Source organism: Vibrio sp. CB1-14 (genome assembly GCF_040412085.2).
In the GTDB taxonomy this organism is placed as follows: Bacteria; Pseudomonadota; Gammaproteobacteria; order Enterobacterales; family Vibrionaceae; genus Vibrio; species Vibrio chaetopteri.
The window spans coordinates 1,758,305-1,774,186 of the sequence record NZ_CP115920.1; the positions used below are offsets into that span (position 1 = coordinate 1,758,305).

Sequence of the window (15,882 nt, forward strand, 5' to 3'; positions counted from 1 at the left end):
TTATTGTGTGGTCACACTAAATTGAATTGTTATTTGCTCTGCCAAGTTTTACTGATCCATCCCCCAATATTCTCATCAAAGTAGCTTCCGCTAAATTCTTGTTTGTATTCAACGACATTGTCGATGCTTGGGCTTTCATCCAAAAGGTGATTAATATAAACAGCCATCGGGTCATCGAACTGATCACGCCGCTTTCTTTCTGCCACTTCTTTGATGATTTGCATGCGGTATGCCTTACTCATTTTTTTCATGTTTTACCTCCATTGTTGTGAGCGGTCTATCAACAATAGAAGTCAATCCTACCCTGGTCAAATTATGAACAGTGCTTTGTAGAAAAATATACTAAAGAGTGATAGGTGGCGTTTGCGTGGTACAACCAACATAGCCTTATATTGGGGAGAAAATGACCGAACTTTGTTGAGAATCGATAAAGTAAAAGTATGTAAAATCGGAAAAATTTGCCATCGGATAGCATCTCGTTTCGCTTCGCTTGTGTTAGACTTAATGCAAACAATAATCATTAAGTAGATACAATGAAAAAGCCAACTCCTAAAATGGCGTCTGTTAGTCACAAACAGACCCTGTCACCTAACATGATACGAATCACATTACATAGTGAAGCATTTACACAGTTTCCTATGGACAGCCTTGGCGGTTACATTAAACTGCTTTTTAACGAGCATGGCGGTACTGATCTCGATGACGAGCCATTTGATGCGCGACCAAAAATGCGCACGTATACTATTCGTCGCCTCGATACATTGCGTGGTGAAATTGATGTTGATTTCGTGACTCACGTTACTGAAGACAAACTTTGTGGCTTTGGTGCTCGCTGGGCAATGGCCGCGGAAGTAGGGGACAACGTATCGCTTGTTGGTCCAGGTGCTCTACAAGAAGTCAATGTGACAAAAGATTGGTTCTTCTTTACGGCAGATATGACGGCCCTACCGGCGCTGTCAGTAAAACTCACTATGCTGCCACAAGGCGCGAAAGGCTATGCCGTAGTTCAGATAGAAGATATGGCAGACAAACAAGAGATTTACGTACCTGAAGACATGCAGATTATTTGGACTACGGGTTCGTTATCGAATGAAGCAAAAGCTTTACCATGGCTTGCGGGTGAACCTTTTGTATGGTGTGCTAGCGAATTCGATGAAATGAGAGCGTTGCGGCAGTATTTTAGAAACGACAAAGCCATTCCAAGAGAAGCGATTTATATCAGTAGTTATTGGAAACGCGGTGTTGCTGAAGACGGCCACAAGGCTATTAAAAAAGAAGACCATGATAAGTTTGAATCTCAGTAGTAAATTGTGACTTGCAGCCACTATTGTTAATATACTTATTCGATTCGATGATAATTCTATTAGAGAGTTGTCATCGTTCTTGATTGTTTCTATAAAATAACCTCGATCTTGGTGACTATTTCTTACGACTAAGGTCGAGTATTTAACCAAAAATTATCCTACTCAAGTCACACTTTTCCGTCCTCTTGTGCTGAATTATTTTTACTAGCAGATTAAGTGTCTGTTTGTTACACTGCGCGGCATAAAATATAACAACACGATTACATCCCTGTGTCGCTCAATATCTCTTGTACCCTACATACGAGACATAGCGAGCCTTTAATCCTAGAGAGGCCCCCGGTTACTATGAGTAATAGCAACATCTCGCAAACTGAAATCCACCAAAATCAATGGCAATTAAATCAAACACTCGCTGAGTCGATTCTGCCGCTACTTGGCAGACTCTATCGAGAGAAAGGCGTGGAAGTGCTTTTATTTGGTAAAACACTGGTTAACGCAACCACCATCGATATTATTAAAACTCACCGTGTTTCCCGCCATTACAGTTCTACTTCCGTCTCTATTTCTCAAACTGCCCCAATCATTGAACGTCTAATTGAACTTGACCTTTCTCCTTGCTGTATCGACGTAGGTCAGTTGGCGACTCAATACTGGTCTCTCAATGACAGTCATCAAAACATCGATGACTTCTTATTGACGACTCTGAACGAAAGCATTGAGAGCAATGGCTCACTAGAAGCACGTGATGTTGTGCTGTACGGTTTTGGACGCATTGGCCGTTTGCTTACGCGTATTTTGGTTGAGAAGAGCGGGTCAGGTTATCCGTTACGTCTGCGCGCCATCGTTGTGCGAGGCGGTCGAGATGGTGACCTTCAAAAACGTGCGAGCTTGTTGCGTCGTGACTCGGTTCACGGTCAGTTCAATGGCAGCATCTTAGTTGACGAAGACAACAAAGCTTTGATAGTGAATGGTAACTACATTCAAATCATCTACGCGAACAGCCCAAAGGATGTAGATTACACCCAGTACGGAATTGACAACGCACTCGTCGTCGACAATACAGGTGTTTGGCGAGATGCGGAAGGCCTAAGCCAGCATGTTACGTGTAATGGTGCTGAGAAAGTGCTATTGACTGCACCGGGCAAAGGAGACATTAAAAACATCGTGTTTGGTGTCAATCACGAAAGTATCTTAGCTGAAGATACGATCGTTTCAGCGGCGAGCTGCACCACAAATGCCATTACACCAACGCTTAAAGCGGTCAACGATAAATATGGTATCGTGTCCGGTCACATCGAAACGGTGCACTCTTACACCAACGATCAAAACCTTATCGATAACTACCACAGTGGCGATCGCCGCGGTCGTTCAGCATCACTCAATATGGTACTGACCTCAACAGGGGCAGCAAAAGCAGTGGCCAAAGCGCTACCTGAGCTTGCGGGTAAGTTGAGTGGTAACGCTATTCGTGTTCCAACCCCTAACGTTTCAATGGCGGTTGCGAATTTGAATCTGGAAAACAGCACGACTAAAGAAGAGTTAAATGCTTACCTTCGCGAAGTGTCGCTAACATCTCCACTTTCAGCTCAGATTGACTATACCGATTCGACGGAAGTGGTGTCTACCGATCTAGTAGGGGCACGTCATCCGGGTATTGTTGATGGCCAAGCAACCATCGCACAAGACAATCGCTGTGTACTTTATATCTGGTATGACAATGAGTTTGGTTACAGCTGCCAAGTGGTACACTGTATGGAACAAATGATGGGTGTGAAATATAAGACCTACCCAGCGCTAGCATAACAATCCCTCGTTTCTATCTAGCCGTTAGAGTTTACGATTGTTAGTGTCTAGGAATAGTAACGAAATGAGATAGTAAAAGCCGCCTTCAATGCTTATTGAAGGCGGCTTGTTTTTTTAGGCTTATCGCTGTTTATTATTCAAGTGATAGGAACCTAGCTTGGAACGGAGCTAGGTCGATGTTATAGAAACCAGAAGCCAATGTTACGTTGTCATTCGTTTGCAAATCATTAAGGTTGCCACTAAATGACAGTTTATCTGCAGAAATAGCAATGGTTTGATTCGATGCTGTCGTATTCACGATATATAGAATCGATTCTTCACCTGATGTTTTTAGATCCCCATAGGCATTCGTTGTTGCGACAACGTTATTGCGAGTACCTTGAGCGAGCGATGGGTACTGCGAACGAAGCGTCATTAGCTCTTTCACGTAGTTCTTAAGATCGGCTTGCTCTGTCGTTAATGTGATGCCTGTGACTCCTTCTATCTTGCCACTCATACGTGCTACATGGTCATCACATTTTCCTGCGATCGCGCAGTCATTGGTTACTTGATCAGCAAAACCTTCTAATTCATCACCAATTTCTTCACCGTAATACAGCGTGATGGGGCCAGTATAAGCACCTAGAAATGAGATGGCGGCTTTATGTCGTTGCCAATATTCAGCATCCTCTGGCTCAGCCAGGTTTCCTCGTTGAATAAGATCGCCCAAACGCACTAAGTCGTGGTTGCCAAGCATCAAGTTAGGCTTGGCGTGGGCAGGGTAGGCGTCATGAGTTCGCATACCTTCAGCGAGCTTCAACCCACCTTGATTAGAACCATAGCCTGATTCTTCAACGGCAAAGGTTTGTACTAAGCGATATCGCATTGGGAAATCAAATGCCGAACACAGAGCTGGGTTTTCTTTGCTGCCGTAGCCATCACGAGCAATATCACTCTCACCACGCCATATCTCTGCCACCATGTAGCCAAGTGGGTTAACGAGTTCACCATCAGCATTGGTATAGGTGACTTGCTGCGACGCATCGTCAACGGCCTTACGAATTTCCGCCCATGCATCCGTTGGAACTTGGTAAGCTTGGTCTAGTCGCCAACCATCAATTTTTAGTTCTTTAACCCAATATTCCGCCACCTCTTTGAAGAAAGGCAGACTCTCTGGATAGCTTACAGGGTTACTTGCACCGACTGGCTGGTTCCCAGTGGGTGAAGCCATTACGTTGTCTTTATGATGACCGAACACACCATCAAAGAAGACGTAAAGACCCCGCTTGTGCGCCTCTTCAACTAACTTTTTAGCATCGTCCATGGTGCCGAAACGAGGATCTATGGCAAAGTAGTCTGTAGCGAAGTATCCGGTCGCATCCAGTCTATCTGCCCAATGATCTTGGCCGTTAATGGGTACTGAATTGAATATCGGTGTTAGCCATACCGCATTCATGCCTAAGTCTTGAATATAGTCGAGCGAGTCAATAATGCCTTGGATGTCACCCATATGGTGACTGGTACCGTAACCAGTCCCATGGCCGATAGAAGGATTGCCATCGACAAAGCTTTCAACCATCACTTGATAGATTCGTAAGTCATCAGTTTGCGCAGTGTTATCAGCGCGGCACGCATAACTAGTTGTGGTGCCACCTTGGTCTGTTGGCGAGGTAGAATCGCCAGAGCAGCCCCACAGTAGGGTTGCGCCAACGGAAAGAGAGATAAGGGATTTAACCAGTTTCACACGATGTCCTTATTATATTTTTGTAGCTCGATAGGGCATCTTTGATTATTTACTAGGTGAGCATTAGGCGAATCATCCATGTGATGAATTTGTTAGGGAGGAGTAACAAGGCTGAGAGATCGCAATCACGCTTGGTGTAATTATGATAGCACCAAGCGTGATGAATGAGACTTGTAAAAGATGAAGACGGTTAGTTGGCGAGTGCAGCAACAAAGGTACTTTGTTGATCGATGACGGTTTTTAATTGGCTTCGTATCCACTGATTGTAGAGACTAAAGTCTGAGTGGGTCGACCAAAATAGTGATGCGGTAACCTTTTTGCCAAAAAATTCTAAGTTGTCGGTCATAATGGCAAGTTCTTTTGTTGTTAGTGAAGGTTCCACAATATGCTCAGGTAAAAACGCTATGCCTTTTTGGGCTTTGCATAGTTCGACAATGGTGGACAGATCATCCAACCGCCATATCTGATGTGTTGCCAAATCGGATAGGTTAAGCAGTTCATCAAAACCATCCATCAACAAAACGCGAGGTAAACTCGGTTTGTTTTCCAATAGTGATGCATGTCCCACCCACCAACAATTGACGTTGAATAACTCGTCCATATTAAAATCGTTGTCGGTTTTGTGATAGGGATTGCCTAGCGCTAGGTCTACTTTTCCTTGGTTAATATAGTTGCTCAGAACAAAACTCGGTTTAGTGACGACTTCGAGGTCGATCTCAGGAAATGCTTCCGAAAATTGAAACAAGGTTTGCTTAACATTGCTGTTATAAACCAAAGGATCAATGCCGACGCGAAAAACGATCTGTTCCGAGTGGCTCATTTTACTCACTGCTGTAAGCAAATCTCGATATTTACTGACTACCGGAGTAGAAAGGTGAAATAAACGTTTGCCTTTGTCGGTTAACGTCACTTTAGCGTTTTGCCTGATAAAAAGGTTAAACCCCAAATCAGACTCCAAATTTTGAATTGCGGTGCTTACTGTGGATTGAGATTTGCCCAGCTTACGTGCTGCTGAACTAAAAGACCCCGCCTCAACCACTGCAACAAACGAAGCAATATTGTCGAATTGCAGCTTCATAAATTGACTAACCTTTATGCCGTTTGACTATTTATAGTTATGTAAGTTGTGCTTTTAGCATACATTAGCTTGCTCTTAAGTCATTTACAATAGTGATACTTAAAGAGTGTTAGTTTGGTGTTGATAAACCATAAATCAATGCAATGAATTTTGCTTTACAGGGCATTTCGTGCGCTCAACCATTCGGGATTGGAATAACGCTCCGTAACCCGTGCAATAAATCGAACTTGTAGTGTGATCTGTGCCACATAATCCGCATCAACGCACGAGTGGAAACTGTCCATTTCACAAGTTAATGTTGAAAAAGTAAACACTTATAACAACAGGCACGGCACTAGAGTTGGCGGATTGTTAGAGTTGTAAATAAGGGGTTTCTTTGAACAGGCTATCGATAAAATCGATAGAAGCTATTTTTTTGATATTTTGAGCATAATTTAGAATAGACCATGCTTATTGTTGAATAATGTTCAAAGGAATAAAAATATGATGACTAAGCTTTATGTAAACGCAGTGACGCTTCTAAACGAATTTAAGCGTGATGAGCGCGGTGTTACAGCAATTGAATATGGTTTGATTGGTGTAGCGATGGCGGTTGCTTTGACAGCGATATTTGCTACTGGTACAGATGGAAAAGACTTTATTTCACAATTGACGGCTACGTTTACTTCCATAGGTGCTGAGTTGGAAGGTGCTAGCGAATAGAGCAGAAACTATCAAGTGTAGTAAAGCAGTGTCGGCGATTCTCACAATGCCGGCACTGATCATTGTCAAGTAAGCTCGTATTTCACAAATAATTATAAATGTTTTATGTAATTTCGCTTATATGCGCTTGTACATGTATATCTATCCTCGATGCTCGTTTTCGACGCATCACTAACATGAGTGTCTTGGGCTTGATGGCCTTGCAATGTTCGCTGCTGATAAAAAGTGAGATCTATTTAGAATCCGCTTTGCTAGTCCTAACAGTTGGATTTGTTCTATTTTGGCGACGTTGGATTGCCGCTGGCGACATTAAGCTTGCGAGTGTACTGGCCTTGGCGTTGCCTTTGAGCCAATTACCAATGGCAGCCACATTAATGGGCTTGGCTGGAGGGTTAGTTTCATTGTTCTACCTCATGCTCAACCATTGGTTTCCAAACAGAAAAAAACGTCAAGTTGGCATCCCGTATGGCGTTGCCATTAGTTTAGGATTTTGCTTAGTGATTGTGGTGCACCAAGTGCCTCTGCTTTTAAAGGCTTAATCATAATTAGAACACCTCGGGGGAAACGAACATGCGTTCTCGGTTAGTGCTGCTGATAGCGGTATTGGCTTTAGTTATTGGGGCTTTTGGGCTTCTTGACATGCTGAACCAGAAATCTACGCCACAAGCACAAGCAGAGGTTGTCCCAGTGCAACCTGTAGAAGAGCACGTCTCAGCATGGCGAGTCAGTTCCGATATTGCCAAAGGCACACCTATTCAAACTGAACAAGTTGTAAAAGTACAATTACCCATGAGTAAGGCGCTGGCACATGGCGTCAAACAGGACACTCATATAGATTTTTCACCTTCGACCCTAACCAATCGTGCATTAGAGATAGGCACTATCGTGCTTCCAGAATATCAGGTAAAGGCAGGACAACCCGGTTACATCGACTTACTTGTTACTGAAGGAATGACGCCATACCCGCTGCAAGTCAGTGATAAAAATCTCATCAACGATTACATCCGCCCGGGCACCTATATCGATATTTTGACGGTCAGTTCACCGAACAACAATCTAGCGGCCAACACAGATAAGCCAAGAAGCTTTAAAGGCGTTAACGCCAATATGTTTCTAAAGCAGGTCAAGGTACTCAATATTGACAACGATGATGACAATTCAGTAACTGCTAGAGCACCGACTAAAGAGCTTGGTTTTACCACTGTGGTGATTGAAGTTAATCCCGATGATTTACCTAGGTTAGCGCTTGCACAACGAACCATGCACATTGAAATCTACCGCAGTCAAACCTATCGCCAGTCGACCTATGTCGAGGTTCGCAACATTATGGATAATTACGTGGGAATTGAAGAGTTTCGAGGTAAAACTGCGATGCCAGGAGAGGCACTGTAATGAAGTTTAGCCAGACTAAAAAATGGATAGCGCAGTGGTGTCTAAGCTCACTTATGGTCTTACTTGCGACACCTTTAACGAGTGCAGCGGAACGATATATTACGCTTGGCGAAGGCGAACACATTAAGCTGGATTCGCCAGTGGGCAAGGTGTTTATCAGCGATCCGACCGTTGCCGACTACAAAGTGATCAGTGACGACACCTTGGTCGTGTTCGCTAGCAAAGTTGGTCAATCACGCCTAATTGTTTATGGCACAACAGATGAGGTACTGATTTCCGATCGCATCATTGTCGATCTCAATCTATCGGAAGTACGTCGCCAACTTAAGTTTCATTTTCCAAATGCCAATGTAAAAGTTGAATCTATAGGCTCGCAAGTTGCTGTAAGTGGTGTGGTGGAGTCAGAACAGGAGCGCGATGATATTTACCGTATGGTCGCAACGCTACTTGGCCGAGAAAAGACGGAGCGTTGGGATGAAGCGCAAAAATTAACGTTTAAAACCACAGGCGGCGACCTTGAAGAGCCAGAGAGCATGATCTTCGCGCGAAACATGACCTGGGAAGGCATTATCGAGCGCATTGAGGTTGCGACCGTTCAGCAGGTCAATGTGAAAATTTCAGTCGCACAAGTCACCGAGTCGTTCTCGCAAACCGTCGGTGTGGACTGGGGGTCAGTCGGGAGTAGTGTTGGTGAATTTGTTTTTAACCAATTTGAGGCAGCTGATATTGGCACGTTGATTACCGCGCTTGGTAATGACGATATTGCGCAAATTTTGGCAGAGCCAAACTTGACGGTTCTATCTGGAGAGTCGGCTAGCTTTCTCGTTGGTGGTGAAGTGCCGGTAGTAGTTTCAAGTAACAGCAGTATTAACATCACGTTTAAAGAGTTTGGTATTCGCCTCGATTTGACCGCAAAAGTGCTGAATCAAAATAAAATTCGCATGCAGCTGTTTCCAGAAGTATCGGAAGTCGAAAAATATGTAAAAGCAGCAGGCATTGAAGTACCTCAACTTACCTCTAGACGAGCAATGACCACAGTTGAACTTGCAGATGGCGATAGCTTCATTTTGGGTGGCTTGATGAGCAGCGCTGATTTTGAGCAAATGCAAAAAATTCCATTGGTCGGTGATATACCAGTCTTAGGGGCTGCGTTTCGTAAATCCGTTACTGAAAGACGACGTACTGAGCTTATCATCGTAGCAACGGTCAACCTTGTCGAGCCAATGCGTTCGACCGATGTCCAACTTCCTTATATTCGCAAAACGTCGACGCTGATGCGCTGGTTAAATCTCGCGGATACAGAAGGGTACATGCAACCTTCGAATGCGACAATTCGACTGGTCGAGCAGGGAGGGTTTATCCAATGATGCAAGTTAACTTGAAACTGTTGGTCTTGGCATTTTTTCTGTTATCAACCGGTATTACGGGATGTACTACAGAGCGTTACTTCGACGGCAATGGTGCTGAAGCGCTGGTGTATCAAGAAGTGCACCGTGTTGATTACGTCATTAAAAATCGCAGCGAGTCTCAGAAAAAGATGGAGCAGTTGATTGCGCTTTCAGAATCTTTTGATAAAGAAGCCGCATATGTGGTCGCTTACAAATCAACGGCAGATCGTCAGCTAGCAGAAAAGGCGTTTAAAGAGTTTTCAACGTTGGCCGTGACACCGTCTCGCGTTCAATATCGTCAAGAGCAAGACATGATTGCCAATGTTCGAATCTCAGTAGCCGTTCGTCAACTTAAAACCCAAATTTGCCAACCTGCGCAGCTAGAACAAGAAATTGCGCAGCCTGACTGCTTTGTGGAAACCATGCGTCTAAAACAAGTCGCGTATAAGTCGCGCTTGGTGGGAGAGTAATCGTGTTTGATTTAACGAAAGCACTGAGCACCAAAGTCAAACCTGAACCGAAGAATCAAACCGGTGTTGCGGGTTGTACTTTGTTCTATCAATCAAGTGAGTGTCTGAATCTTGTCCAAGAAGTGTTCCGCTTTGAAGGCTGGAATGATCCTCACTGTGTTCGAACGGTCAAAGGTCATGCCAAACTGACAGAACAGCAGAGTAGCCACATCGTTATTCTCGAGTTGAATGAATCGGATAACGTGGTTGAAGATGCGAAGAACTTTGCCAGCAAACTGCCAACTCATAAAGGTGTGGTGGTTATTGGTAAAGAGGATGCCATATCCACACTACGCTCATTGAAAGAAATGGGTTTTTACTACGTTTTTTGGCCGGTAAATAAGCAAGAGTTTGCGGACTTTTTGACGCACGTAAACAATAACCTCAAAAACTTCTCCGGCGTAAGTAAAGCGCGTAAAGCCAAACGGGTTGCCGTGGTTGGAGCCAAAGGCGGGGTTGGTACTTCGTTTATCGCGACCGAGCTGAGTTCACTTCTTTCAACTCAAGGAACCGACACGATTCTCGTGGATCATCAATATGTAGACAGTGATATCGATGTTCTTCTGGCACTAAAAGAGTTTAAGCCAAGAATGATCGATGAGTTTACCGCGCCATTACATGAGATGGATGAAGAAGGGGCGCTCAGTTACCTTCATACCGCGCGTAAAAACTTACGCTTGCTGGCACTGGATGGCGATATGAGCCAAACAGAAATCTTGAATTACAGCCAAAGTTTGTGTGATTTGCTATCGCGCAACGCGAACTTTATTATCGAAGACTACTCCGGCAGCGTTAGCTTCCCAGTCGAACCACAAATGTTATTGGATGGATTCGACGTGGTTGTATTGGTATTGGATGCTTCTGTTTCGGCAGTGCGCAATGCTAAGCGCCTTATCGACAAGGTGGAGAACTTACAGCTAACGTTGTCATCGAGACTGCGCATCATTACCGTCGTGAACTACCATCGCCCCGAGGCTGCCTATGTGATGGACAAGAGCGATCTTAAACGCTATCTCGGTCAAGAACCGAGCTTGGAAATCGCATTCTGTAAAAATCTGTCGCACATCATCATTGACGGTAAGCGTGCCCATAAACACGACCGCCACATGAGCCGTTCACTCGACCACCTAGTGAAGCATATTAATGGCCAGCCTATTTCCGTACCGCGATTCAATCGTTGGTTAGGTAAGGTAGGCGCGAAATGAGTTCCAACAAAGAGATGTATCTAGCCTTCCGCGGGCAGATTTTTGAAGCACTGGACCCGGAAGCGGTTCAAAAGATGAGCCGCAAAGAGCTTGAGTCACAGATTCAAAGTGCCGTTGACTTGCTTGCGACGGGCTATCAGCGACCGATCACCTCTATGATGAAAACGGGTCTCGTCAAAAGTTTAATTGATGAGCTGTTTGGGCTTGGGCCTTTGCAACCATTGGTAGAAGACCAATCGATCACCGATATCATGGTGAATGGGCCTAACAACATCTTTTATGAGCGTCACGGTAAAGTACACAAATCGGATCTGACCTTTGTAAACGAGGAGCAGTTGCTTGCAATTGCAAAACGTATTGCCTCACGTGTTGGTCGCCGTGTTGATGAACTCTCTCCAACGGTAGATGCACGTTTAGAAGATGGCAGTCGTGTCAATATCGTCATACCGCCAATTGCCTTGGATGGCACCTCGGTCTCGATTCGTAAGTTCCGAGAGCAGAATATCGGGTTTGAAGACTTAATAGAGTTTGGTTCCATGTCGATGGATATGGCGAGAGTGCTAATGATCGCCTCTCGTTGCCGTATGAATGTACTTATCTCAGGCGGTACCGGTTCGGGTAAAACGACACTACTGAATGCGTTGTCACAGTACATTGCTGAAGATGAACGTATTGTTACCATAGAAGATGCCGCAGAACTTCGGCTCCAGCAACCTAACTTGGTGAGGTTGGAAACGCGCACTTCAAGTATCGAACAGACGGGTGAGGTGACTCAGCGAGATTTGGTGATTAACGCCCTGCGTATGCGTCCTGATCGTATCATTCTTGGTGAGTGTCGCGGTGCAGAAGCGTTCGAGATGCTTCAGGCAATGAATACGGGCCACGATGGCTCCATGTCTACGCTGCACGCCAACACCCCACGAGATGCTATTGCCCGTGTGGAATCGATGGTGATGATGGCGAACCTTAATCAGCCGTTAGAAGCAATACGTCGTACGATTGTAAGTGCTGTGCAATTGGTGGTTCAGGTTAACCGTCTGCGAGATGGTAGTCGAAAAATTACCAGTATCTCAGAGATTGTTGGCTTGGAAGGTGACAGCGTGGTGATGGAGGAAATCTATCGTTTTCGCTATGACGACAGTGAATATGGTGAAGCGGTTAAAGGTGAATATGTGACCAATGGCATCATGCAGCGCTCTGAGCTAGTAAAGAAAGCACAGTTCTTTGGGTTATACAAAGACTTAATGGCGTCATTTACGGGGCGCTAATATGCTTTGGATTTCACTTATATTATTCGCGCTAGCATTACTGCTCAATCGAAGCAGTAAAAAAAGCAAACTGGATCAGTACTTTCAAGTTGATCATCAGGGGGCTGAGAGTGTTAGTGCGATTAATATTCGCTCACTGTCTCAAAAACACAAGCTGCAAAAGTTAAGAGAATCGATTTCACCAACCTTGATGATATTGGGACCACGTTCGACGCTTTATATCGCTTTGTATACGATTGGCGCTGTGACCGCGTCTTGGTATGTGTTGGTGGTCTTTTTGCATCAAAAAAATCCACTGCTAATCAGCGCAGCGGTGGCAGTATTTTTGGTGATTGGCTACCGTTTCTTACTCTCGCGCCGCCGTTCAGAATTTGAAAACAGCTTCCCAGATGCGCTCAATATCTTGATGAGTGCAGTCACAGCGGGTGATAGTTTGATGCAGGCGATTGGTTATGTGGGTGACACCATGGATAACGCCATTGGTCGCGAGTTTAAGTTGATGGCAGACCGGTTAAAGATGGGGGAAACACCGGAAGTAGTATTGATGCGCTCTTGTAAGAACTATCCGTATCCAGAGTTTTTGTTTTTTACCATTACTCTGCGCGCCAACATTTCACGTGGCGGTCAGCTTAAAGGGGTATTGGCTAGGCTCATTCGTGTACTCGTGGATTCAAGAACGCTTGAAAAGAAAAAGATGGCAATGACGTCGGAAGCTCGGATTTCAGCCAAGATTGTAGCAGCGATTCCCGTCGCCTTTACGGTGCTACTCAATTACATCAATCCAGGTAATGTTGATTTTGTTCTCTATGACCCAGATGGAAGAGTCATTCTCTATTACGTCCTGATCAGTGAAATGATTGGACTGACTATTATCTGGCTGTTAGTGCGGGGGGTGAGGGCATGATGTTACTCATTGCGGTCACGGTATTTTTTGGTTGCATTCTTGTGGTTATCGCTGAATCGCTACGTGTGGAGCGACGCCGTCAGAAAATGGACAGTTTGGTTGGTATTCAAACCAAATCTGGTACGGCGAAGATCAAACACTTTATGGTTCGCTTTGGTAAGGAGCACCGAAAAGAGCTTGAGCAGAAATTAATTGAGGCCGGTTACTACAATAAAGAGTGGGCGAAATATTACTTTCCGCTCAAGTTTCTTATTTTGGCTGTGTTGCTTGCTCTTGTGGCGTTTAGCGATATCTCCAGCACCAATAAGCTTCTTAGTGCGCTGCTTTCGTTAGTGGGCGTAATCGTAGTACCGGACTTAGTACTCTCTTTGCGAAGCAAAATGTTGATTGGTCGTACGTCGGCCAAATTGCCTTACTTGCTTGATATGATGTCAGTTTGTGTCCAAACGGGCATGACGATTGAAGCCAGCTTAGCGTATTTGGCGGACGAACTAGAGATGTTCGATAAAGATCTGTGTTACCAAATCAGACGAACTTCGGATGCGGCTCGCATCCACGGCTTAGAAAAAGCGCTCAATGATCTGGGTCAACGACTACCTACACCTGCAGTACGAAGTTTTGTATTAACCGTTATTCAAAACTTGCAATACGGCACATCTGTTGCCCAAGTGATGAGTGATCTCGCGGAAGATATTCGCAAGGTTCAAATTCTAACCGTTGAAGAGAAGGTGGGTAAACTCGCCGCCAAAATGAGTGTGCCACTGATCTTATTTATTATGTTTCCCATTGTTGTGCTGATCCTTGCACCGGGGATTATGCAGATGTCGATATCGTTAGGGAGTTGATGTGAACGGATTACAAAAATGCGGTTTGCTGGTCTTGATGACTCTCACTCTTGTTGGTTGCCAATCTTCAGCTGATCTTGCTCAAAGTGAAGCGGCCACCGTCACGAGTATGGAAAAAGTAGATAACTATGACGGTTTGATTAACCACTACAAGACCAAGCTCGAAGCGGGGGACAATTCTGTTTCGACAGTAGAAAAATTGGCGTGGGCATACTTCAACAAAGGCGATGTCGAATCGGCGAGTTTTTACGTTGATCATTTGATAGAGCAGGGTGCTCAATCCGCAAGCTTGTATCAGTTACGTGGGCAGGTTTTGGTTGCTCAAGATAAGTCTACAGAGGCGATTGAAGCGTATTTAGCGTCTCTGAAAGCGGGGAATACCTCTGGCAAAATTCATGTTCTGCTTGGGGTTGCGTACAGCAAAGAGAGTGATTTCGACAGTGCTAAAGCTCAGTTCAACCAAGCAAGGCTTAAAGGCTATGACGATATCGCAGTCAAAAATAATATCGCCATGCTTTACATCGCACAGCAAGATTATAAACGTGCTATCCAAACTCTCGCTCCCGTCATTGCTGACGCACCAGAGAATAAAGTCGTGCGTGCCAATCTTGCTATCGCACTTATCAAGGCAGACCAAATTGAGGCGGCCAAAAAGTTGTTAAGTGATGAATACAGTTATGCTGAGCTCACACTGATTGCTCAGCAGCTTAATCGCGAAGAGAGCTGATATATGGCTGGATTCAGAAAGCAACGTGGCGCCACCGCCGTAGAATTTTCCTTGGGTGCGATTGTGCTCATGTTCTCGACGTTTGCGATCTTTGAAGTGTGTTACCGCATCTACGTGATAAACATGACCGAGTATGCGCTGCGTGAAACGATACGCAACACCAAAATCTATCAGGGAAGTGGAGTACACGAGCAGTATGAGACTCGGTTTCAAACTTTGATTGCGAATCAAGATAATCTTTGGAGTTTTCTCATTGACGAAGACAAATTTTCGATTGATGGCAAATATTTCCCGAGCTACTCAGATTTTGTCAATAACGTTGGCTATTCAAAGCAAGATCTCACGTTCAACTACGATCTAGCCGAAATCACAGTCAGTTATGAGTACACACCGATTATTCAAGTTTTTGGTGCTGAGCAAGTGGATATTTCACGCACCATGGTGTTGAACCTAGAACACGAGGGGTGGAAAGATGAGGCGGAATAACGTTGCCCGTTTTACTTCCCTGCGTAGCCAAAAAGGGGCTTTCGCGATTGAACTTGGGTTCGTATTGATTGGTTTGTGCGCCATATATCTGTTCGCTACCGACCTTAGTCATAAATTATTGGTACGAGCAAAGTTGGATCGTTCAAGCTTTGCACTAGTCAATGTTATCAAAGAGCGCTCTCGTTATTTTGATGCTGACATTGCAGGTAGAACGAATTTGCAGTTGTCACAGCAAGACTTGACTGATTTAACTGCCGTCGCAAGTCGAATGTTGGATAGTTCCGTAGAGAATGTCGCGCTGCAAATTGAGTCTTACGTGATTGGTGAAAGCGTGGTGACGCATCGGAGTCCCAAGTTCTCGTCACTTGGATGTCGAACAGATTCGTTGAGTAATTATCAGTCATTAGTCCCCATCGAGAAGGGATTATCGTATCCGATATACCGCGTTACTCTCTGTGAAGAACACCACTCTTGGTTTGAAGCATTTTCATCGGGTGAGGATGCCGACATGCGTCTGACCTCTTCGTCGATAATGCCAGGGAGGTAGT

Annotated in this window: 17 protein-coding genes; 14 read left to right on the forward strand and 3 right to left on the reverse strand. The window is 44.7% G+C overall.

All coding sequences use genetic code 11. The features are described from left to right. Positions 1 to 29 precede the first annotated feature (29 nt). Positions 30 to 251: a hypothetical protein gene (locus PG915_RS07920; protein ID WP_353496034.1), complete on the reverse strand. Its 222-nt coding sequence runs from the start codon at positions 249 to 251 to the stop codon at positions 30 to 32. 282 nt (positions 252 to 533) lie between these two features. On the opposite strand from PG915_RS07920, the gene PG915_RS07925 reads away from it, so the two are divergent. Both PG915_RS07925 and PG915_RS07930 read left to right on the forward strand, forming a co-directional pair. After that, positions 534 to 1,304: a siderophore-interacting protein gene (locus PG915_RS07925; protein WP_353496035.1), complete on the forward strand. Its 771-nt coding sequence runs from the start codon at positions 534 to 536 to the stop codon at positions 1,302 to 1,304. A 345-nt stretch (positions 1,305 to 1,649) separates the two neighbouring features. Then, complete coding sequence (locus PG915_RS07930; RefSeq protein WP_353496036.1) at positions 1,650 to 3,107, forward strand: glyceraldehyde-3-phosphate dehydrogenase; 1,458 nt, start codon at positions 1,650 to 1,652, stop codon at positions 3,105 to 3,107. Between the two features lie 133 nt (positions 3,108 to 3,240). Here PG915_RS07930 and PG915_RS07935 read toward each other — a convergent pair whose 3' ends face one another. Together PG915_RS07935 and PG915_RS07940 are read right to left on the reverse strand one after the other, a co-directional pair. Next, positions 3,241 to 4,830, reverse strand: a complete 1,590-nt coding sequence (locus PG915_RS07935) for an alpha-amylase family glycosyl hydrolase (protein ID WP_420884598.1) — start codon at positions 4,828 to 4,830, stop codon at positions 3,241 to 3,243. A 190-nt stretch (positions 4,831 to 5,020) separates the two neighbouring features. Continuing rightward, positions 5,021 to 5,908 (reverse strand): LysR family transcriptional regulator, encoded by an 888-nt coding sequence (locus tag PG915_RS07940; protein ID WP_353496037.1) that lies wholly within the window; start codon positions 5,906 to 5,908, stop codon positions 5,021 to 5,023. A 483-nt stretch (positions 5,909 to 6,391) separates the two neighbouring features. Between PG915_RS07940 and PG915_RS07945 the strand changes: the two genes are divergently transcribed. The 12 genes from PG915_RS07945 to tadF all read left to right on the forward strand — a co-directional run bounded on the left by PG915_RS07945 (position 6,392) and on the right by tadF (position 15,881). Continuing rightward, a complete protein-coding gene (locus PG915_RS07945) occupies positions 6,392 to 6,610 on the forward strand; it encodes a Flp family type IVb pilin (protein ID WP_353496038.1) in 219 nt (72 codons plus the stop codon). A gap of 98 nt (positions 6,611 to 6,708) precedes the next feature. Then, positions 6,709 to 7,149 carry an A24 family peptidase gene (locus tag PG915_RS07950; RefSeq protein ID WP_353496039.1) on the forward strand — a complete coding sequence of 147 codons (441 nt, stop codon included), beginning with the start codon at positions 6,709 to 6,711 and terminating at the stop codon, positions 7,147 to 7,149. 31 nt (positions 7,150 to 7,180) lie between these two features. Beyond that, on the forward strand, positions 7,181 to 8,002 hold the full coding sequence (gene cpaB, locus PG915_RS07955; RefSeq protein WP_353496040.1) for a Flp pilus assembly protein CpaB: 822 nt from the start codon (positions 7,181 to 7,183) through the stop codon (positions 8,000 to 8,002). Further along, positions 8,002 to 9,369, forward strand: a complete 1,368-nt coding sequence (locus tag PG915_RS07960; protein WP_353496041.1) for a type II and III secretion system protein family protein — start codon at positions 8,002 to 8,004, stop codon at positions 9,367 to 9,369. The genes cpaB and PG915_RS07960 overlap by 1 nt, the downstream gene beginning before the upstream one ends. Continuing rightward, complete coding sequence (locus PG915_RS07965; RefSeq protein WP_353496042.1) at positions 9,366 to 9,860, forward strand: hypothetical protein; 495 nt, start codon at positions 9,366 to 9,368, stop codon at positions 9,858 to 9,860. The genes PG915_RS07960 and PG915_RS07965 overlap by 4 nt, the downstream gene beginning before the upstream one ends. 2 nt (positions 9,861 to 9,862) lie before the next feature. Then, positions 9,863 to 11,104: an AAA family ATPase gene (locus PG915_RS07970; protein WP_353496043.1), complete on the forward strand. Its 1,242-nt coding sequence runs from the start codon at positions 9,863 to 9,865 to the stop codon at positions 11,102 to 11,104. Next, positions 11,101 to 12,372 carry a CpaF family protein gene (locus PG915_RS07975; RefSeq protein WP_338164258.1) on the forward strand — a complete coding sequence of 424 codons (1,272 nt, stop codon included), beginning with the start codon at positions 11,101 to 11,103 and terminating at the stop codon, positions 12,370 to 12,372. The genes PG915_RS07970 and PG915_RS07975 overlap by 4 nt, the downstream gene beginning before the upstream one ends. A 1-nt stretch (position 12,373) precedes the next feature. After that, positions 12,374 to 13,276, forward strand: coding sequence for a type II secretion system F family protein (locus PG915_RS07980; RefSeq protein WP_353496044.1), 903 nt, complete (start codon positions 12,374 to 12,376; stop codon positions 13,274 to 13,276). Then, positions 13,273 to 14,121, forward strand: coding sequence for a type II secretion system F family protein (locus tag PG915_RS07985; protein WP_353496045.1), 849 nt, complete (start codon positions 13,273 to 13,275; stop codon positions 14,119 to 14,121). Before PG915_RS07980 ends, PG915_RS07985 begins: the two co-directional genes overlap by 4 nt. 37 nt (positions 14,122 to 14,158) lie before the next feature. After that, complete coding sequence (locus PG915_RS07990; RefSeq protein WP_353498684.1) at positions 14,159 to 14,848, forward strand: tetratricopeptide repeat protein; 690 nt, start codon at positions 14,159 to 14,161, stop codon at positions 14,846 to 14,848. A gap of 3 nt (positions 14,849 to 14,851) precedes the next feature. After that, on the forward strand, positions 14,852 to 15,334 hold the full coding sequence (locus tag PG915_RS07995; RefSeq protein ID WP_353496046.1) for a TadE/TadG family type IV pilus assembly protein: 483 nt from the start codon (positions 14,852 to 14,854) through the stop codon (positions 15,332 to 15,334). Next, positions 15,321 to 15,881 (forward strand): tight adherence pilus pseudopilin TadF, encoded by a 561-nt coding sequence (tadF, locus tag PG915_RS08000; RefSeq protein ID WP_353496047.1) that lies wholly within the window; start codon positions 15,321 to 15,323, stop codon positions 15,879 to 15,881. Before PG915_RS07995 ends, tadF begins: the two co-directional genes overlap by 14 nt. Position 15,882: the final 1 nt, after the last annotated feature.